Annotated in this window: 21 protein-coding genes and 1 pseudogene; 10 read left to right on the forward strand and 12 right to left on the reverse strand. The window is 70.1% G+C overall.

Features of this window, described 5'->3' with window-relative positions; all coding sequences use genetic code 11:
• Positions 1 to 178: 178 nt before the first annotated feature.
• Entirely contained in the window at positions 179 to 766 is a 588-nt protein-coding gene (locus AB0L53_RS27055) for a hypothetical protein (protein WP_363999185.1), read from the reverse strand.
• Between the two features lie 522 nt (positions 767 to 1,288).
• Here AB0L53_RS27055 and AB0L53_RS27060 point away from each other — a divergent pair.
• Entirely contained in the window at positions 1,289 to 1,492 is a 204-nt protein-coding gene (locus AB0L53_RS27060) for a cold-shock protein (RefSeq protein WP_214640926.1), read from the forward strand.
• A gap of 166 nt (positions 1,493 to 1,658) precedes the next feature.
• Here the strand turns inward: AB0L53_RS27060 and AB0L53_RS27065 are convergent, their stop codons facing one another.
• From AB0L53_RS27065 to AB0L53_RS27075, 3 genes and pseudogenes are all read right to left on the reverse strand, one after another.
• Positions 1,659 to 2,786, reverse strand: a complete 1,128-nt coding sequence (locus AB0L53_RS27065; RefSeq protein ID WP_363999189.1) for an NlpC/P60 family protein — start codon at positions 2,784 to 2,786, stop codon at positions 1,659 to 1,661.
• 14 nt (positions 2,787 to 2,800) lie between these two features.
• On the reverse strand, positions 2,801 to 3,091 hold the full coding sequence (locus AB0L53_RS27070) for a hypothetical protein (RefSeq protein ID WP_358533113.1): 291 nt from the start codon (positions 3,089 to 3,091) through the stop codon (positions 2,801 to 2,803).
• 99 nt (positions 3,092 to 3,190) lie between these two features.
• Positions 3,191 to 3,418 (reverse strand): annotated as a pseudogene (locus AB0L53_RS27075) (hypothetical protein); the annotation flags it as partial.
• 40 nt (positions 3,419 to 3,458) lie between these two features.
• Here AB0L53_RS27075 and AB0L53_RS27080 point away from each other — a divergent pair.
• The 3 genes from AB0L53_RS27080 (at position 3,459) to AB0L53_RS27090 (ending at position 4,992) form a co-directional block, all read left to right on the forward strand.
• A complete protein-coding gene (locus AB0L53_RS27080; protein ID WP_363999192.1) occupies positions 3,459 to 3,689 on the forward strand; it encodes a hypothetical protein in 231 nt (76 codons plus the stop codon).
• The gene (locus AB0L53_RS27085; RefSeq protein WP_363999194.1) at positions 3,686 to 4,108 is read left to right on the forward strand and encodes a hypothetical protein; all 423 of its coding nucleotides are present in this window, start codon (positions 3,686 to 3,688) and stop codon (positions 4,106 to 4,108) included. The genes AB0L53_RS27080 and AB0L53_RS27085 overlap by 4 nt, the downstream gene beginning before the upstream one ends.
• A 62-nt stretch (positions 4,109 to 4,170) precedes the next feature.
• Positions 4,171 to 4,992: an SAM-dependent methyltransferase gene (locus AB0L53_RS27090; RefSeq protein WP_358533118.1), complete on the forward strand. Its 822-nt coding sequence runs from the start codon at positions 4,171 to 4,173 to the stop codon at positions 4,990 to 4,992.
• Positions 4,993 to 5,003: 11 nt separating this feature from the next.
• Here the strand turns inward: AB0L53_RS27090 and dhaL are convergent, their stop codons facing one another.
• The 3 genes from dhaL to AB0L53_RS27105 are packed head-to-tail and all read right to left on the reverse strand — an operon-like array spanning position 5,004 to position 7,953.
• Positions 5,004 to 5,639: a dihydroxyacetone kinase subunit DhaL gene (gene dhaL, locus AB0L53_RS27095; protein ID WP_363999197.1), complete on the reverse strand. Its 636-nt coding sequence runs from the start codon at positions 5,637 to 5,639 to the stop codon at positions 5,004 to 5,006.
• Positions 5,636 to 6,640, reverse strand: coding sequence for a dihydroxyacetone kinase subunit DhaK (locus AB0L53_RS27100; protein WP_363999201.1), 1,005 nt, complete (start codon positions 6,638 to 6,640; stop codon positions 5,636 to 5,638). Before AB0L53_RS27100 ends, dhaL begins: the two co-directional genes overlap by 4 nt.
• Positions 6,637 to 7,953 carry an MFS transporter gene (locus tag AB0L53_RS27105; protein ID WP_363999204.1) on the reverse strand — a complete coding sequence of 439 codons (1,317 nt, stop codon included), beginning with the start codon at positions 7,951 to 7,953 and terminating at the stop codon, positions 6,637 to 6,639. Before AB0L53_RS27105 ends, AB0L53_RS27100 begins: the two co-directional genes overlap by 4 nt.
• A gap of 90 nt (positions 7,954 to 8,043) precedes the next feature.
• Between AB0L53_RS27105 and AB0L53_RS27110 the strand changes: the two genes are divergently transcribed.
• The 4 genes from AB0L53_RS27110 to AB0L53_RS27125 all read left to right on the forward strand — a co-directional run bounded on the left by AB0L53_RS27110 (position 8,044) and on the right by AB0L53_RS27125 (position 11,625).
• Positions 8,044 to 8,931 (forward strand): dihydrodipicolinate synthase family protein, encoded by an 888-nt coding sequence (locus tag AB0L53_RS27110; RefSeq protein ID WP_363999207.1) that lies wholly within the window; start codon positions 8,044 to 8,046, stop codon positions 8,929 to 8,931.
• A 26-nt stretch (positions 8,932 to 8,957) separates the two neighbouring features.
• Complete coding sequence (locus AB0L53_RS27115; RefSeq protein ID WP_358533131.1) at positions 8,958 to 9,653, forward strand: GntR family transcriptional regulator; 696 nt, start codon at positions 8,958 to 8,960, stop codon at positions 9,651 to 9,653.
• Positions 9,654 to 9,774: 121 nt separating this feature from the next.
• Positions 9,775 to 10,443 carry a sensor domain-containing protein gene (locus AB0L53_RS27120; protein WP_363999211.1) on the forward strand — a complete coding sequence of 223 codons (669 nt, stop codon included), beginning with the start codon at positions 9,775 to 9,777 and terminating at the stop codon, positions 10,441 to 10,443.
• 174 nt (positions 10,444 to 10,617) lie between these two features.
• Positions 10,618 to 11,625: a hypothetical protein gene (locus AB0L53_RS27125; protein WP_363999214.1), complete on the forward strand. Its 1,008-nt coding sequence runs from the start codon at positions 10,618 to 10,620 to the stop codon at positions 11,623 to 11,625.
• A gap of 58 nt (positions 11,626 to 11,683) precedes the next feature.
• On the opposite strand, the gene AB0L53_RS27130 is transcribed toward AB0L53_RS27125, so the two are convergent.
• Positions 11,684 to 11,818: a hypothetical protein gene (locus AB0L53_RS27130; RefSeq protein WP_363999217.1), complete on the reverse strand. Its 135-nt coding sequence runs from the start codon at positions 11,816 to 11,818 to the stop codon at positions 11,684 to 11,686.
• A 119-nt stretch (positions 11,819 to 11,937) separates the two neighbouring features.
• Between AB0L53_RS27130 and AB0L53_RS27135 the strand changes: the two genes are divergently transcribed.
• A complete protein-coding gene (locus AB0L53_RS27135) occupies positions 11,938 to 12,897 on the forward strand; it encodes a LysR family transcriptional regulator (protein ID WP_363999220.1) in 960 nt (319 codons plus the stop codon).
• A gap of 57 nt (positions 12,898 to 12,954) precedes the next feature.
• Here AB0L53_RS27135 and AB0L53_RS27140 read toward each other — a convergent pair whose 3' ends face one another.
• Complete coding sequence (locus tag AB0L53_RS27140) at positions 12,955 to 13,884, reverse strand: NAD(P)H-binding protein (protein ID WP_363999223.1); 930 nt, start codon at positions 13,882 to 13,884, stop codon at positions 12,955 to 12,957.
• A 30-nt stretch (positions 13,885 to 13,914) separates the two neighbouring features.
• Between AB0L53_RS27140 and AB0L53_RS27145 the strand changes: the two genes are divergently transcribed.
• Positions 13,915 to 14,280, forward strand: a complete 366-nt coding sequence (locus tag AB0L53_RS27145; RefSeq protein WP_363999226.1) for a helix-turn-helix domain-containing protein — start codon at positions 13,915 to 13,917, stop codon at positions 14,278 to 14,280.
• A gap of 92 nt (positions 14,281 to 14,372) precedes the next feature.
• On the opposite strand, the gene AB0L53_RS27150 is transcribed toward AB0L53_RS27145, so the two are convergent.
• Genes AB0L53_RS27150 through AB0L53_RS27160 form a run of 3 tightly spaced genes read right to left on the reverse strand, consistent with a single transcriptional unit; the run spans position 14,373 to position 17,069 of the window.
• Positions 14,373 to 15,581 carry a VWA domain-containing protein gene (locus tag AB0L53_RS27150; protein WP_363999229.1) on the reverse strand — a complete coding sequence of 403 codons (1,209 nt, stop codon included), beginning with the start codon at positions 15,579 to 15,581 and terminating at the stop codon, positions 14,373 to 14,375.
• Entirely contained in the window at positions 15,571 to 16,185 is a 615-nt protein-coding gene (locus AB0L53_RS27155) for an SRPBCC family protein (RefSeq protein WP_363999232.1), read from the reverse strand. Before AB0L53_RS27155 ends, AB0L53_RS27150 begins: the two co-directional genes overlap by 11 nt.
• Positions 16,182 to 17,069 carry a MoxR family ATPase gene (locus AB0L53_RS27160; RefSeq protein ID WP_363999235.1) on the reverse strand — a complete coding sequence of 296 codons (888 nt, stop codon included), beginning with the start codon at positions 17,067 to 17,069 and terminating at the stop codon, positions 16,182 to 16,184. The genes AB0L53_RS27155 and AB0L53_RS27160 overlap by 4 nt, the downstream gene beginning before the upstream one ends.

Here is a 17,069-nt window from a genome sequence, read left to right on the forward strand (position 1 = left end):
GTACCTGATCCGGCTCGACCGCCCCCTCCGCATCTCCGGGATCACCGTCGTAGCGCTCGCTGTGAACATCGCGCTCGACTTGGTCCTGATCCCCCGGCCACGGGGAGGGCCGGACCCGGGGCGCGGGCGGGTTCCGCGGCGAGGGCCTCCCGATATTCGCCCTCGTGGCGGAGATCGGTTACTTGCCCTCGTGGCGGTGGTCGCCGCGGTGGTCGCCGCCGCGGACGACGGTGAACTGGGCGGTGGCGGTCCGGTTGCCGACCTTGACCGTCACCGTCTTGGCGCCGAGCTTGGCCTTGGCCGGTACGGTCAGCGTCTTGGTGACCGTCCGCTGGTCGAGCGACACGCGGTAGCTCTTGCCCTCGGGGCTCGTGATCGTGGCCGCCTTACCCGCCGCCGCGCCCTTGACCACAATGGTCACCCCGTAGGAGGCGCCCTGCTTGACGCGGGTCGGGTTGACCGAGACCTCGAGAGAGGCCGGGCTCCGGCGCTCCTTCAAGTAGAGGGTGGAGGCCGTGGTCTCCCGCTCGTGGGCGGTGGAGGTCGGCCGCTTGGGCCGCGCGTTGTCGTCCGTCGCGGTGGGGTGGCCCGTCTTGACCGGTGCGGTGGGCTTGGTGGTCGGGGTGGTCTTCACGCCCGGCGTGACCGTTGTGACGGGCTGCGGCTGGCCGCTGTCGGCGAAGGCGCCGCCCGCGAACGGCAGGGCGACGAGGGCGGCACTGGCCAGGGTCACGGTGAGGGGCTTCAGGAAACGCACTGAGATCAACGTCCAATCCTGGATGACCCGGCCGCATCCCGATGAATTCGGCCCCCGAGAGTCATCCGCACGCCCTGAACTCTGCCGACGCCACATGAGAGATGTCTGATATGCCGCTTTGTTTTATCTATGTCGGGTTGACATAAATTTTGCGGTCGTGCCGGCGGCGAGAGTGCATCGACCATGTCGGGTCAGGTCGATGGCCACGACCGCCCAAGTGCCCCGTGCTCTCGGGCCCGTCTGGCAGGGGCAGGCGGCGCTCCTCGACCTGTCGGGAGCCGGTGTCCAGGCGGCGATTTTCCCTTCCAGCAGGCAGGCCGCAAGATCTCCCATTTTTCGGGAGGGAGTATGAGAGGCCACGTGCTAGCGTGGCAGCTGTTGCAGTTTTGGTACCCACGAACTTTGCGCGCCCGAAGGGTTCCGCCCCGACGGCGTGTTGTTTTCACCCGGTCATTTCCGGATGGGTCATTGCGGCGACATGGGATTCGTGACCTGCGGGTCCCGGCTCTGCGCCTATCAAAGGAGATCGACATGGCGACTGGCACCGTGAAGTGGTTCAACTCTGAAAAGGGCTTCGGCTTCATCCAGCAGGACGGCGGCGGCGCCGACGTCTTCGCCCACTACTCGAACATCGCCGCCCAGGGCTTCCGCGAGCTGCAGGAAGGCCAGAAGGTGAGCTTCGACATCACGCAGGGCCAGAAGGGCCCGCAGGCCGAGAACATCGTTCCGGTCTGATCAACGACGTAACACCACGACGAGCCGGGGTCCGCGCACGCGGGCCCCGGCTCGCGTGTGTTCAGGCAAAGATCCCGCGTGGTCCGGAAGCGCGTGTCAGGCAAAAATCCCGTGTGGTTCAGAAGCGGGTGGGTTCAGAGGCACGGGGGTTCAGAGGCACGGGGGTTCAGAAGCGGCGGTAGGTGATCGGGCCGTGCTGGACCGCCACCTCTCCCACCCGGACGTTCGCCCCCGGGTGCGGCGCGTGGATCATCTTGCCGTCGCCGATGTAGATTCCCACGTGGTCGGGCGGGGCGCCGAAGAAGACGATGTCACCGGCCTGCGGCGGCCCTGAGATCGGGCGCCCGCTCGCCTGGTAGCCGGCCGCCGTGGTGTCGCCGATCTTGATGCCCGCCTGGTTCAGCGAGTAGTAGACGAGCCCGCTGCAGTCGAAGGCGCTCGGGCCGTTGGCGCCCCAGACGTACGGCTTGCCGAGGTGCTGCCGGGCCGCGTTGACGATGTCGGCACCGGTGCCGCCACCCGGCACGTACGGCACGGCCTGGGCGACCGCACCCCCAGAGCCCCCGGAGCCCCCGGAGCCCGAAGATCCACCGGATCCGGAAGACGCGGCCACCGGGGCGGACGCGGAGGCGGGGCTGTAGGCGTTGCCGTTGCCGTTCGCACTCGCCAGTGTCGTCTTCTGCCAGTCGGGAAGCGGCGTCGGGTCCCAGTGGACGGTGTGGCCCGGCGCCGGCACGAACGTCTGGTCTCCGGGCGCCTTGATGGCGGCGAATGTCGCCTCCCGCCCGTTCCAGTGCTCGCCGATCGTCTTCACTGCCTGGTTCACGACCTTGTTGACAGAGGTGAGGTGCGTTTTCGCGTCCTCGACCGCGTCGGCGACGGGAGAGGCGAGCGCCTTGTCGAACTCCGCCTGCGTGGCGTCCGGATTGTTGGTCTTGTAGGCGCGGGCCTTGTCGAGGACGTCGCCGCAGATCCCGCGTACCTTCGAGGCGGCCGTCTCCAGCGCCTGGGCGACGTCGTCGAGAACCGTCGCGCTGTCCGTCAGGGCGTCGTGGAGCGCGCCGCCGGCCGTGGAGTAGCGGCGCATGTACTTGTCGAAGGCGTCGGCGGAGTCGCCCTGCCAGGCCGTGTTGACGCCCTTGACCGACGTGCCGAGGCGGCCGACGTACTCGCCCGTCTTGCCGCCGGCGCCGCGCCAGCGCTTGGCCACGCCGCGGACCGAGCCGGGATCGCCGCTGACGGACTTGAGGATGTTCGCAAGGCCGTCACCGCCGGGCAGGTCACCGAGCTCCACGCTTCACTCCTTGATCACGCGCCCGAGGCCTGGTTCGCCGTGTGGACGTTGTCGCGTACCTTCTCCAGCGCCCGCTCGACGCCCTGGAGCTTGTTCTGGACATGTCCCAGCTCGCCGGAGACCCCGGTCTCGATCTTGTCGAGGAGGGCGGCCAGCGAGGAGGAGCCGGTCAGGTCACCGAAGATCGAGGAGTCGGCCGTCTTGGCCGGATACCCGCCCGCGAGGTCGGCGAACTCCTTGGACAACCGGTTCGCCGCCGATTGGCAGTCTTCGAGCGCCTGGCGGTGAAGGTCGACCTTCGCCATCAGCGATCCTCCAGGGGTACGGGACCGACGGTGACGCGCCCATCAAACTGCGCATCCCCCACAAGTAGCTGATCGTATCGGTAAGCCCCTAATTCATCGCTAGATGCCCGACATCGGGCGGCCCAGCAGGCTGGTGGCCACGGCCTCCAGGTACGGGGCCACGTCATCGGGCGTGGCCTCGGCCAGGGCCGGGGTGGCGACGACCGAGCGCAGGATGCCGATGCCGACCAGCCAGGCGCTGAGCAGCTCCGCCCGCAGCTCCACGTCCGGCCCGTCGACCAGCTCCCCCAGAGCGTGGACATAGGTTCGTACCCCTCCCGGGCGAACCGCAGCCTGGCGACCTCCAGCAGCTTCGCCCGGTGCGGACGTGCACCGGGGCGGCCGGACGCGCTACCTCCTGCACCACCCCGGCTTCACCGGCTCGCTCAGACAGCCCGCGAAGACGATCATCCAGCTCCTGGCCAAGGTCGTCGCCCAGCCGATCGGGAAGAGCATCCAACCGATCATCGAGCTGACGGACGACCCGACCGGCCGGGGAGCGGGACGCGGGTCTGGGACGGTGAGCCGTTTCGCCGATCCGTACGTCGTAGGAGTATGAGAATCTTGCGGATCGCGCTCATCGTGGTCTTGAGTACCGCTCTGAGCGCCACCATGGCACCCGCCGCATCGGCCACGCCCGTCGCCAAGAAGGTGCTGGTCGAGCTGCGCGAGCAGGGCGGCTTCGCGGGCTTCGACAACCGGGTGATCGTCTACACCAACGGTTGCGTACGCCTGAGCCGTCGTACGGGCCCGACCGTGAACAAGTGCCTCACCCGCGGCGAACAGCGCAAACTCCAGCACGACCTGAAGCTCCTGCGCCTCGGCCACTCCCAGGCCAAGCCCCAGGGAGCCGACTTCCTCAAGTACACCCTCACCTACCGAGGCCACCGCGTCAGCCGCTACACCCTGACCGCCACCTGGACCCCGGTGGTACAGCGGATGGAGCGGTTTCTCGTGAAGTACTGGGCGCCGGACTGACAGATCGCCACAGATCACCTGATTCCTCGTAAGATGCGGGCATAGGTGAGGAAGGTGTAGGCGTGACCGAGCACGAGCTGCCCGCGGGGAAGGTCGACCCGACCGTTCCCAGTGTCGCCCGGATGTACGACTACTTCCTGGGCGGGAAGGACAACTTCTCCGCCGATCGCGAGGCGGCCGAGCACATCATCCGGATCAGTCTGGAGACCGGCTCCGACATCCGCGAGATCGCCCGAGCGAACCGCGGGTTCCTCATCCGCGCGGTGGAGGAGGCGGCCAAGGCGGGTGTGCGGCAGTTCCTCGACATCGGCACCGGTCTGCCTACCCAGAACAACGTGCACCAGGTCGCGCAGCGCGTCATCCCGGACGCCAAGGTCGTCTACACCGACAACGACCCGATCGTCCTGGTCCATGCCCGTGCCCTGCTCGCCGACAACCCCGACACGGTGATCGTCGAGGGCGACACGCGCGACCCGAAGGCGATCCTGGACGCCGCCGCCGCGCACCTCGACTTCAGTCAGCCGGTCGCCCTCCTCGTCGTCGCCGTGTTCCACTTCCTCGCCGACGACGAGGAGGTGGCCCGCATCGTCCAGACCCTGCGCGAGCCACTGGCCTCGGGCAGCTATCTGATCATCTCGCACGGGTACATCGAGGAGAACGAGGGCATCCCGGCCAGGCTCGCCGAGGCCCAGGACGTCTACCGGCAGACCAGCTCGGGGGCGATGACCTGGCGCGACCGCGACACCGTACGCGGCTACTTCGACGGCCTCGAACTGCTCGAACCGGGCGTCGTACCCGCGCAGGACTGGCGCAACGACGAGCAGTACATCCCGGCCAGCCTGGCGAAGGGCGGCGTCCTGGGCGGCGTCGCGCGCGTCCCGTAACCGCACGTCCGTCAGGGCGGCGGGGCGATTCCCGAGCCGGGCTCCTCGACCTCGGCCAGCGCTCGGAACAGCAGCGCCACTCCCACTGCCCCGGGATCGGCGACACCCTTGGCCCGCTCGCCCACGTAACTGGCCCGCCCGAGCCGAGCCCGCAGCCCGGCCGTGCTCCGGGCACCGTCGGCGGCGGCCGTGGCGGCGCGGGCGAAGGCTCCGGCATCGTCCGACTCCAGCGCCGCGACCGCGGGCACGAGCGCGTCGACCAGAGTGCGGTCACCCACCGCGGCCTCGCCCACCCGCTGAATCGCGGCCAGCCCGGCAGAGGCGCCCGCGGCCCAGCTCGGCACATCACCGTCGAGCGCCCGGCCCGTCGGCTTGTCACCATCGAGCGCCCGGCCGATCTCGGTGAACAGCAGCCCGAACAGCGGCCCGCTCGTACCCCCGACGTCGTCGAGGAACACCCGTCCCGCCACGTCGAACCCATGCCCCGCCGTACCGGCCCGGTCGAGCTCGTCGATGACGCGACGCAACCCGGAGCGCAGGTTGTCGCCGAAGTCGCCGTCCCCGCTGAGCTGGTCGAGCCGCGTCAGCTCGGCGTGGGCCGCCTCCACGTCGGCGGCGTAGCGGCGGAGTACGGGCGACGCGGTCATCGGTTCTCCTCAAGGCGGACGAAGGCGGGTGTCATGGCCGGAGCCCGCCACCAGCGGTCCCAGGACGGGTCGAGCCGGGTGAGGGTCAGCGAGAAGCCCGCCATGTCGAGCGCGGGCACATACGTCCCCACCAGCGAGCCGCGCACGTCCAGCCCGCGTGCCGACAGCTCGCCCGCCACCTGGTCGAAAACGCCGTACAGCTCCAGCTGGGTGGTCCCGCCGAGCCCGTTGACCAGCACCACGAGGTCGTCGGAACCCGGTGGCAGACCGGCCAGCAGCTCGTCGAGCATCCGGGTGACCAGCTCGCCGACGGGTGGCCTGGTGATCGTCTTGGTCGCCCGCTCGCCGTGGATGCCCACGCCGTACTCCAGCTCGTCGAACCCCAGCTCGAACGAGGGGGCGCCGGTCTGCGGCGAGGTCTGGGCCCGCGCCGCCACCGCGAGGCTGCGCGAGGCGGCAGCGAACCGCGCGCCGAGTTCGGCCAGTTCGTCGAGGCCGAGCCCCTCGTCGGCGGCGGCGCCGAGGAGCTTCTCCACGATGACGGTCGCGCCGGTGCCGCGCCGTCCCGTCGCCGTCTCCGCGCTCTCGGTCGCCAGATCGTCGTCGACCAGCACCCGGCGGACCTCGATGCCGTCGTGCCGCAGGCGTTCGGCGGCGATGCCGAAGTTGATCCGGTCGCCGGTGTAGTTCTTCACGATGTGGATGACCCCGCCGGGACCGGCGGCGGCCCGGCTGGCCGCCAGCACCTGCCGGTTGTGCGGCGAGGCGAACACCTGCCCCGGCGCCACCGCGTCGAGCATCCCCCTGCCGAGGAACCCGCCGTGCAGCGGCTCGTGCCCCGAGCCGCCGCCGGACACCAGCCCGACGGTCCGGCGCGGATCGCGGTCGCGGGCCCGCAGGAAGACCGGGTCCTCGCTCAGTTCGACGAGGTCGGCGTGCACCCGTGCGAACCCGCGCAGGGCGGGCGTCACGGGATCGCCTTCGGCGAGGAACAGGCTCATTGGATCGCCTCCTTGGCGGCGGGCACTCCACCGAGCGCCTCACGGTTGAGCTCGCCCGACCCCAGCCGACTGGCCGCCAGGCTGGACAGAGCCGCGATCGCGATCATATAGACCACGAGCCAAGTCCAGTGGCCGCCACCTGCCGCGAGCAGCGCGGTGCCGGCCAGCGGGGCGAGCCCGCCGCCGAGCGTGGCCCCTACCTGCTGGGTGACCGACAGGCCCGTGTAGCGCACCTGAACCGGGTAGAGGTTGGCGAACAGCGCCGCCTGCGCGCCGTACATGGAGCCGTGGCCGACGGCCAGGCCGAGCACCATGGCCAGGGTCATCAGCGGCAGGCTGCCGGTCTGCACGAGCAGGAAGAACGGCACGGCGAGCAGCAGCTGGAACACCGCGCCGCCTACGTACACCTTGCGCCGACCGATCCGGTCGGACAGCGCCCCGAACAGCGGCAGCGTGAAGCACTCGGCCAGGCACGCGATCAGTACGGCCATCAGCACCGGCCCGCGCGGCAGGCCCAGCTCCGTGGTGACGTAGGCGATGGCGACCACGTAGTAGACGTTGAACAGCCCGCTCTCGGCCACCTTGGCGACGATCGACAGCAGCACCTTGCCCGTGTAGTCGGCGAACAGCTCCTTGACCGGCAGCTTTCGTACCTCGCGCTCGGCCCGCATCTTGACGAACTCGGGGCTCTCGCTGATGCGCAGCCGGATGTAGAAGCCGACGGCCACCAGCGCGATGCTGGCCAGGAACGGCAGGCGCCAGGCCCACGACTCGTACGCGCCCGCCGGCAGGAACGCGTCCAGCGCCGTGACCAGGGCGACCGGCAGCAGCACACCGGCCGGGGTGCCGATGTGCACCAGGGAAGTGAAGAAGCCCTGGCGTCGCTTCGGGCTGTACTCCAGGGCCATCAGCACGCCGCCGCCGTACTCGCCGCCCATCCCCAGCCCCTGGATCAGCCGGATGAGCACCAGCAGCAGGGGCGCGGCGATGCCGATCGACTCGTACGAGGGGATCAGGCCGATGGCGAAGGTGCCGGTGCCCATCATCAGCATCGTGGTGATGAGGATGTTCTTGCGGCCCAGCCGGTCACCGAAGTGGCCGAAGATCAGGCCGCCGAGCGGGCGCGCCAGATAACCGACGAAGAAAGTGGCGAACGCGGCCAGCGTGCCGACCAGGGGGATCTCGGCCGGGAAGAAGACCTTGTTGAAGACCAGCGCGGCCGTCGTGGCGTAGAGCGTGAAGTCGTAATACTCCACGGTCGTGCCGAGGGCGCTGGCCCAGACGACACGTTTGACTGGCGTCCCGCTCTGCATTGGACATCCTTTCATGTCCGGGTGATAATCTAATGTATCAGACACTAGATTTAACATGGCCGCAACAGCCGGGCCACGAGGAGGATGTCGATGAGCGACCTGAACCTGCACGGGATGATCTCCACGGTGGTGACCCCGTTCGACGAGAACGACGAGGTGGACCTCGATCTCCTGCGCCAGGAGGTCAAGTACCTGCTGGAAGCCGGGGTCACCGCGATCTGCGCGTGCGGCAGCACCGGGGAGGGCCAGACACTCTCCCTGGAGGAGAGCCGGGACATCTGCCGGGTCGTGGTCGAGGAGGTCGCCGGGCGGGTGCCGGTGATCGCCGGAGTGATCCAGAACTCGACGGCCCAGGTGATCCGCTATTCGCTGGCGCTGAAGGAGGTGGGCGTCGACGCGTTGCAGATCACGCCGGTGCACTATGTCTTCGCGCCGTCGGCCGAGGAGACCGTGGCGTACTACCGGGAGATCGGGGTTGCGGTGGACCTGCCGATCGTGCTCTACAACGTGGTGCCGTGGGCCCTCGTACCCGTGGACGTGATCGAGCGGCTCGCGGCCGTTCCGCAGCTGGTGGCCATCAAGCAGAGCGGCGGCGACATGCACCTGCTGGTCGACCTGCTGGCCCGGGTACGCGACCGGTTCACCATCCTGGCGGCGCTCGACGACCTGCACTACCCGGCGTTCGTGCTCGGCGCGCACGGCGCGCTCGCGGCCATCCCGACCGTCACGCCGCGACTCAGCGTCGAGCTGTGGAACGCCATCCAGGACGGCGATCACGCGCTCGCCCTGAAGCTGCACGAGCGTATTCTCACGGTGTGGCGGGCGATCGACGGACCCAACCTGCCGGCCACGCTCAAGGCGGCACTGGAGCTGCAGGGCCGCAACGGAGGACGTCCCCGGAAGCCCTTCGCGCCGGCGAGCCCCGCCGAACGCGAGCGGATCGCGGTGGCCCTCCGCGCGGCTAACCTGATCGACTAGACATCACACATCTGCAGGGAGAGATCGTGCCGGGTCAGTCCGTCAAGCTCTCGAAGGGCTCGTCCCTGGTCGTGGATTCCATCGCGGACCAGCTCTACGGGATCCTGCGCGACCGCATCACCAGCGGGGTGTACGCCCCCGGCTCCCGGTTCGATCCGAACTCGGTGGCCACGGAGTTCGGCGTCTCGCGCACGCCGGTCCGCGAGGCGCTGGCCCGCCTGGAGCACGACCAGCTCATCGAGACACGGCCTCGGTCGGGGACGTTCGTGGCCCGGCCGGACGTCACCGACGTCCACGAGGTCTGCCAGCTGCGCAAGGGCATCGAGTGGCTGGCGACCGGCATCGCCGCCGCCGTCATGCCGCTCCCCCGGATCGCCGAGCTCCGCGCCGAGGTCGTCGAGGCACTGGCGTACGCGGAGAAGGGTGACTACGAGCCGTTCTTCGTCAGTGACACGCGCCTGCACACCGAGATCGTGGCGGCCACCGGCAACGAACGGCTCATCCGGGTCCGCTCCTCGACGGAGCCGTTCGTACAGTGGCTGCGCGTGCTGGGCGCCACCGGCCCGCACCGGATCGCCGGCTCCACCCGCCGCCACCTGGAGATCCTCGACGCCATGGCGGGCCGCGACGTCGCGGCGGCGCAGACGGCGGCCGCGATCCACCTGGACGAGGTCGAGGAGTGGACGGTGGCCGACATGGAGTCGCACGCCATCACCACCTGACAGATGGCGGATGACGGTCGCACGCCATCACGACCTGACGTACTTGGTAGGGCCTGCACTACCTCGATACGCCAGTGAGCGGGAGCGATCTGGAGGGGCGGCGACTCGTAACGTTCTTGGCATGACAACGCTCCGGCACCGCATCGCCACCGACACCCGCTACGTCCTGCTGGGTTTCCCCACCGCGGTGATGTCCTTCGTCCTGGTCCTGATCGGTGTCGCGGCCGGAGCGGGCAGCGCCGTCGCCTTCATCGGCCTGCCGATCCTGGCCGCGGCCGCCGCCATGGCGCGTAACTTCGCCGACGTCGAGCGTGTGATGCTGCCCGACGTACTCGGCCGCCGCGTCGCGCGTCCCCGCTACCGCCAGGCCCCCTCGGACGCCGGCTGGTTCCGCCGCACGATGAACCCGCTGACCAGCGGGCAGGCAGCGCTGGACATGCTGCACGCCGTCGTCGCCTTCCCCCTCGCCATCGTCACCTTCGTCGTCACCCTCGTGTGGTGGGCGGGCGCGATCGCCGGGCTGACCTTCCCCCTCTATGGCTGGATCATCGCCGGCCTGCCCGAGTTCCACGGCGGGCTGCCCGAACTGCTCGGCCTCGGCAGCGACACCACCACCTTCGTGGTCTTCAACACCGTGCTCGGCGTCCTGTTCGCGCTGACGCTGGTACCGGTCGTGCGCGGCGCCGCCCTGATCAAGGCCAGCCTCGCCCAGGCTCTGCTGACCCGCCCCGCGTACGACGAGCGCCCCGCGACCGTCCGGGCGCACCGGCTCGCGGCGGCCGAGTTCTAAGCCGCGTCGTACGATCCCTGTGGATCGGACACGGTCCGTACGACCCCGATCCCGGTAGATTGAACACGGTCCGTATGGAGTCCCAGCTCCGGTGGATTGAACCTGGACCAGATTCGGCCCGTACATCATGAGGACAGCTCAGGACGCTCCCACGGGCATGACGCGGAGGTATCCGTGCCGGTGAATCGCCAGCTGTTCGTGAGTGGCCTGGCCTTGGCCATGATCGCCGCGTGCAGCGCCTCTGGGACGCCGCCCCAGGCCGGTGCCTGGTCGGTGAGCGCCGGGCCCCGGGCGAGTACCGCACCGGCGCAGCCCACACTGACGGAGGACGGGGCCGAGTTCGTCCTCAACGGCTACCGTGAGCGACTGCAACAGGCCAGGAAGCGGAACGGTTCCGGACTGCAGGAAACGAGCGCCGGCCTGGCGTTGGAGCTCGACCGGGCCGTCTTCCGGCTCGCCAGGCTACGCGGTGACCGGCTCGGCACGCTGCCCCGCCTCACCAGCACGCGTTTCGTGATCCCGAAGAACCCCGGCAGCGCCCGCTGGTTCCTGGCCGAGATCACCGAGCAGGGCAAGGACTACCGGACCCAGCTCATCCTCCAGGAGACCTCCGGCGGCTGGCGCCTGGTCGCCGGATCGACCACCCCGCTCCAGGCACCCGCCCTGCCCATCGCGGTGGACGACGATGGACTGGCGACCGCGGTGGCCGCCGACGACACCACGGACCTCGCCGTCGCCCCCCGCGCGATGGCCGCCGCGCACGCGCGCTCCCTGGCCACCAACGGCAAGGACACGGAGGCCAAGCGCCTCCTGGCCGCAGGCCCCTACACGACCCAGTCCGCCACCGCCCGGCTCGCCGACATGCGCCTCCTGCGCGGCCAGTGGGACGTACGCGACCGCACCCAGGTGGTCCCGACGATCTACGCGCTGCGCGCCTCGGGAGGAGGGGCCGTCGTCTGGTACGGCGTACGGGAGCAGCAGAGCTTCACCGCCCGGCCCAACGCCGCGACACTCTCCTTCACCCGGCCGGAGCCCGCCGTGCTGAGCGGCAAGAAGGAGTTCCGCAGCCGGGTCATCCTCGTCCAGGCCACCTGGTTCGCCGCCGTCGTCCCCGCCGCGCCGTCGAAGAGAACACGCGTCGTCGCCGACTGGACCGCCCAGATCAGCGTCACGGGCGACTGAATGCGCTGCACCAGAGAGCCGAACCGAACAGGCAGCGGCGTTTGCGCATCTAGGCGAATTAGTCGCCTCGCAGCTCCGCCCGCAACTCCTCGCGGCTGGCCTCCCGAGCAGCGACCCGCTCGGCAGAGTCCCAGTCGGGGTCGATCTCGCGGATCTTGGCCTTGGTATCGGACCACTTCACGAACTCGCTCATCGTCGTTCCCCTTTGTCCTTTCTCGGCTTGTCCTCCTGCGGCGCGTCCAGTTTCCTCGAGCGTTATTACCTGCCGCCGGATCTCTATGATCTTTGATGCCCGGCCAGTAGCTTTTGCTCATGACGCCCACGCAGCTTCGCGCGTTCGCGGCCGTGGTGCGGCTCGGGTCGGTCAAGCAGGCGGCGGCGGAGCTCGACGTGTCGGAGGCGGCCGTCTCCCTGCACGTCGGCCAGCTGCGCAAGGAGCTCGGTGACCGGCTGTTCACCAGGACCGCCTCCGGGCTCGCGTTCACGCCCGGCGGGTTGCGGCTGGCCAGCAGGGCGGCCGAGATGCTCAGCCTGCAGGAGCGCACGATCATCGAGGTGAGCCAGGCAGGAGGCGGGCGCCGGCTGTTACGCGTCGCCGCGGAGAGCCTGTTCGCCGAGCACGCGGCGCCCGGTTTGATCGGGTTGTTCGCCGGGCGAGCCGCCGATCTCGACGTGGAGCTGAGCGTGCACGACCCACGGCGGTTCGGGTCGTTGCTGCGCGCGCGGACCGTCGACGTGGCGATCGGCCCCAGCCCCGGCGGAGCCGTGGATGAGACGCTGTCCTGCAAGCCGTTCCTGAACTTCCAGCTCGTCGTCGTGTGCGGGCCCGAGCACCCGCTCGCCGGGCGCGACGTCGGCGTGCACCAGCTTCGCGACCAGGTGTGGCTGCTCGGCCCCTCGGCCGCGACCGACCTCGGCGCCGTGCCGACGATGCTGCGCAAGCTCAACGTGCCCGAACACCATCAGCAGATCTACCAGAGCCACGCCGCGGCACTGGAGGAGGCACAGCGCAACAGCGGCGTGGCGCCGGCGATCTCGTTCGCGGTGGCGCCAGACCTCGCCAACGGGCGCCTGGTACGCATCGCCGGGCCCGCCCTGCGGTTCGACGGGGGCTGGGTCACGATGACGCTGGCCGAGGGCGGCGTGGCTCCGGCGGCGGCCGAGCTGGTCAGGTTCGTCACCACGCCCCGCGCCACTCAGGCCATGCTGCGCGGCCCCGGCGTGAACGTCGGCCGCTTCCGCCCGTCCATCCACATCACCCTGTGGAGCTGACCGTCTCAGCGCCCGTGAACACACCGCTCGACGAGGCCACGGATACCTCAACCCCACCTAACGTCGAAGACCCGGGAATTCAAGGGCTTCGGGGTGAGCGGCGAAGTAGTCGGCGATCGGGGTGGGCTTGCGGCCGGTAAGGTGCTCGACCGCGTGTGTGGTCACGTCGAACCAGCCGTCGCGCTTGTACGTCCCCAGGCCCGTCCATCCCTGAACGTACATCTCGGGGAGCCCACGTCCGGACAGCGTCGCGGCCAGGTCGGTGTCCGAGACCTGTTCGCAGCGGATCGGGCGGCCGGTGACCTGGGCGAGCGCGGCGGCCACGTCCGCGTCCGTGACCGCCTCCGGGCCAGTGACCTCGAGGAGTTGCCCCTCGCAGCCGCCCTCCGCCAGCACGGCCGCGGCGACGGCGGCGCTGTCGTCGCGGGTGATGTGTCCCACCCGGCCGTCACCCGAATTGCTGGGCAGCACCCCGGTGGCGACGGCGATGGCGGGCAGGCCGACGAGGTTCCACATCTCCGGCCACTGGTTGAACCGCAGCGCCGTGAACGTCAGCCCTGACTCGGCCAGCAGCCGCTCGGTCTCCCCGTGGTTCTGGATGAGCGCCTGGGGCTGGCCCGGATCGCCCGCCCTGGCGAACGACGTGTAAATCACCTGGCCTATCCCGGCCTTGGCCGCCGCCTCGATGGCGTTGACGTGCCCGCGAGGCGCTCCGGTGAGCGAGCCGATGCTGATCATCAGCAGCCGCTCCGCGCCCTCCAGCGCGCCGGGCAGGCCGGCTGGATCGTCGAAGTCGGCGTACCGGGTGGCCACCCCGAGGTCGGCGACGGCATCAGGGGTACGGGACAACGCCACGACTTGGGCGGCGTCCACCCGCTGGAGCAGGTGCCCGACGGTGAGGCGTCCGAGCTGCCCGGACGCTCCGCTGACCACGATCACGATGAATCCCCCTTGGAGGTCGATGTGCGTACCCTGATCTTTGGCCAACCGGCGAAAGGTCCGAAAGAAGGCACATTCATGTCCACTGCAGCCATCACCGTCCCTGTCACGGTGGCTGAGCACGAGAACTGCCCGGCGACCAGCGTGCTGCGTCGGGTAGGTGACAAGTGGAGCGTCGTGATCCTGTCGATTCTGGAGCGCGGGGCGCACGGCTTCAACGAGCTGGACAGGTCCGTGGAGGGGCTCAGCCGCCGCATGCTCACCCGTACGCTGCGTGCCCTCGAAGAGGATGGCCTGATCAGCCGCACGGTCCATCCGAGGGTCCCGCCGCGCGTCGACTACGCGCTCACCGACCTGGGCCGCTCCTTCCTGGGGCCGGTACGCGCCTTGGGCCTCTGGGCCGTCGCCCACCAGTCCGACCTCGAAGCCGCCCACAGCAGGTAGTGCTTGACCTCGAAGGCGCACAGCGTGACCGGATGGTGCGAGAACCGTCGCGCTGTCGCGCCTGCCGTGGAGGTCGGTCCTCGTGCGTACGATCAGGCGCGGGCGAGCTCCGCGAGTACGGTGCGGAGTGAGTCGAACGTGTCGGCCGGGAGCAGCAGGTCGCAGTACGGCAAGGCCGCCGCCATCCCGGCCACGCGTGGTTCGAAGCCAGGTGCCGCTGCCCGTGGGTTCATCCAGATCACCTGGTGCGCCCGGCGGCGCAGCCGGGCCATCGCGGCGCCCAGTTCCTCCGGTGGATCGGCGTCCCAGCCGTCCGAGCCGATGAGGACGATGGCGCCCCGCACCTTCGCGCCGTGGTGCGAGGCCAGCAGCGCCCGTACGTTGGTCGCGATCCGCGTGCCCCCGAACCTGTCGCTCACCCGCTCCGAGGCCAGCTCGATCGCGGCGGCCGTCGAGCGATGCGCGAGCACCGGCGTCAGCCGGGTCAGCGTCGTCGCGAACGCGAACACCTCCGCGTCCACCGCCACCGCGAGCACCCGCATCAACTGGAGGTACGCCGACGCCTGGGCCTGCATCGACTGGCTGACGTCACAGAGCATGACCACGCGCCGGGGCCGGTCGACGGGCCGCTGCCTGGCCAGCCGGAGTGGCTCCCAGCCGGTACGGCGGGCGCGGGCGAGCGTGGCTCGGACCGCTATCGCGCGGCCCCTCGACGACACCGCCCGCCTGCGGCTGCGCCGTACCGGCCAGGCGGCCACGGTCGTCGCCAGCCACGCGCCGAGCAGCTCGCACTCCCGCTCGCCGAGTCGCTCGAACGGCACGTCCGCCAGCCCTTCGGCGTCACTCGGCAGCCGTTCCGGAACGGCCGGGCCGTCCGAGCCCTCTGCGGTCGCGACCACTGCCGGCAGCGTCATCCAGGGCAGCCCGCCAGGGTCGTCGCCACCATGGGAAGCGGTCGGCAGCGGGGCGAACGCCTCATCGGTGGCGCCGTTGGTCGTGTTGAGAGGCCTGCGGCGGGCGTGCGGGTCGAGGGCGGGTCCCGTCGCGTGGAACACGGCCGCGAACACTTCGTCGAAGGGCTCGATCTCCGACTGCCGCCGTACCAGGTTGATGCGCGCGGTCCAGTACAGCTCCGGCAGCGTGCCGGGGGGCGCGATCGCGAGGGCGCGGGTGAAGTCCTCGATGCCGGTGAAGCCCACGGGCACACCGTGCCGCCTCAGGAGTACGGCCAGCGCCGCCGCGAACGCCGCCCGGTCGACGCCCGCCAGCAGGGCTCCCGGCCGCCGCCCGCTATGAGACAACGGTCCAGATGACGACCACCGCCACGATGACCACGACCACCCCGACGACGAGCGGCACCAGGCGCTTGTAGACGGCCCCACCGGCGACGCCCAGCACGTCCAACGACTCCGGCTCACCAGCAGGCGCCTCAGTCGTGTCGGGGGCCGCCGTCTCAGGGATCGGCTCCGTGAGCTTGGCTTCGAGGCAGGTGACGAACCGGCCGAGCAGCTTGTTGGAGACCTCCTTGATCATGCCGCTGCCGAGCTGCGCCACCTTCCCGGAGATCTTCAGATCCGTGTCCACCGACACGACCGTGCGCGGCCCGTCAGCACGCAGCTGCGCGGTGATGGCCGCCGAGGCGTTGCCCGCTCCACGCGAGTCCCGTCCCTTGGCGTCGATGACGGCCCGGTGCTCCGCGTCGTCCTTCTCCAGGAACCTGACCGTCCCGGCGTACTCGGAGACGACCGGCCCCACCTTCACCCGTATCTTGCCCGAATAGACGTCACCCTCCACCCCCGTGAGGCGGGCGCCCGGCATGCACGGGGCGATGCCCTCCAGGTCGGTGAGGACCTCCCAGGCTCGTTCGATGGGCACGCTGACCGTGAACTCGTTGTCGATCTTCATATGCCTCTCCCGGCCTCGATCGCCTCGGTGATGACGGCGCGGTCGTCCAGCGTCTTCGCGAGGGTGCTCAATGTCCGTACGACGTCCTCCCTGACCAGCCGCGACGCGCCCAAGGAGGACAGGGCCGAGACCCAGTCGATCGTCTCGGCCATGCCCGGCGCCTTGTCGAGGTCGAGGCGGCGCACCTGGCCGACGAAGTCCGTGGCCGAGTGGATCAGCGCGTCGTTCGCGGCGGGGACCGTACGCCGGAGGATCTCCGCCACCCGCTCCGGGGCGGGGAAGTCGATCCAGTGGTACAGGCAGCGCCGGCGCAGCGCGTCGTGCAGGTCGCGGCTGCGGTTGGAGGTCAGGACGACGACCGGGCGGCGTTCGGCGGTGAAGGTGCCCAGCTCGGGGATGGTGATCGCCGCCTCCCCGAGGAACTCGAACAGCAGCGCCTCGAACTCGTCGTCCGCCCGGTCGATCTCGTCGATCAGGAGGACGGGCGGCTGCGGCCCGCGGTGCCTGATGGCCTGGAGGATCGGGCGCTCCTGGAGGAACGCCTCGGTGAACAGGTCGGCGTCGTTCAGCCTGTCGTGGCGGGACTCGGCCAGGCGGATGGCCAGCATCTGCCGCTGATAGTTCCACTCATAGAGGGCCTCGCCGGCGGTCAGTCCCTCGTAGCACTGGAGCCTGATCAGCGGCGTGGCCAGGGCGCGGGCCAGGGCCTTGGCGGCGGTGGTCTTGCCGACTCCGGGCTCGCCCTCCAGCAGCAGCGGACGGCCGAGGGTCAGGGCGAAGTACAGCGCCGCCGCCGTGCCGTCGTCCACCAGGTAGTCGAGCTCGTCAAGGCGGCGGCGAATGTCGTCCGCACCGGCGAACGCGGTAGGCGCAATAGACGCCAC

It is taken from the genome of Nonomuraea sp. NPDC052129, assembly GCF_040680095.1.
Lineage (GTDB): Bacteria > Actinomycetota > Actinomycetes > Streptosporangiales > Streptosporangiaceae > Nonomuraea.

What these genes read in the sequence shown, in the direction of transcription:
- AB0L53_RS27060 (WP_214640926.1), top strand. Translation starts at nt 1,289, where the DNA reads ATGGCGACTGGCACCGTGAAGTGGTTCAACTCTGAAAAGGGCTTCGGC.
- AB0L53_RS27070 (WP_358533113.1), bottom strand. Translation starts at nt 3,091, where the DNA reads ATGGCGAAGGTCGACCTTCACCGCCAGGCGCTCGAAGACTGCCAATCG.
- AB0L53_RS27085 (WP_363999194.1), top strand. Translation starts at nt 3,686, where the DNA reads ATGAGAATCTTGCGGATCGCGCTCATCGTGGTCTTGAGTACCGCTCTG.
- dhaL (WP_363999197.1), bottom strand. Translation starts at nt 5,639, where the DNA reads ATGACCGCGTCGCCCGTACTCCGCCGCTACGCCGCCGACGTGGAGGCG.
- AB0L53_RS27100 (WP_363999201.1), bottom strand. Translation starts at nt 6,640, where the DNA reads ATGAGCCTGTTCCTCGCCGAAGGCGATCCCGTGACGCCCGCCCTGCGC.
- AB0L53_RS27105 (WP_363999204.1), bottom strand. Translation starts at nt 7,953, where the DNA reads ATGCAGAGCGGGACGCCAGTCAAACGTGTCGTCTGGGCCAGCGCCCTC.
- AB0L53_RS27110 (WP_363999207.1), top strand. Translation starts at nt 8,044, where the DNA reads ATGAGCGACCTGAACCTGCACGGGATGATCTCCACGGTGGTGACCCCG.
- AB0L53_RS27120 (WP_363999211.1), top strand. Translation starts at nt 9,775, where the DNA reads ATGACAACGCTCCGGCACCGCATCGCCACCGACACCCGCTACGTCCTG.
- AB0L53_RS27130 (WP_363999217.1), bottom strand. Translation starts at nt 11,818, where the DNA reads ATGAGCGAGTTCGTGAAGTGGTCCGATACCAAGGCCAAGATCCGCGAG.
- AB0L53_RS27135 (WP_363999220.1), top strand. Translation starts at nt 11,938, where the DNA reads ATGACGCCCACGCAGCTTCGCGCGTTCGCGGCCGTGGTGCGGCTCGGG.
- AB0L53_RS27145 (WP_363999226.1), top strand. Translation starts at nt 13,915, where the DNA reads ATGTCCACTGCAGCCATCACCGTCCCTGTCACGGTGGCTGAGCACGAG.
- AB0L53_RS27155 (WP_363999232.1), bottom strand. Translation starts at nt 16,185, where the DNA reads ATGAAGATCGACAACGAGTTCACGGTCAGCGTGCCCATCGAACGAGCC.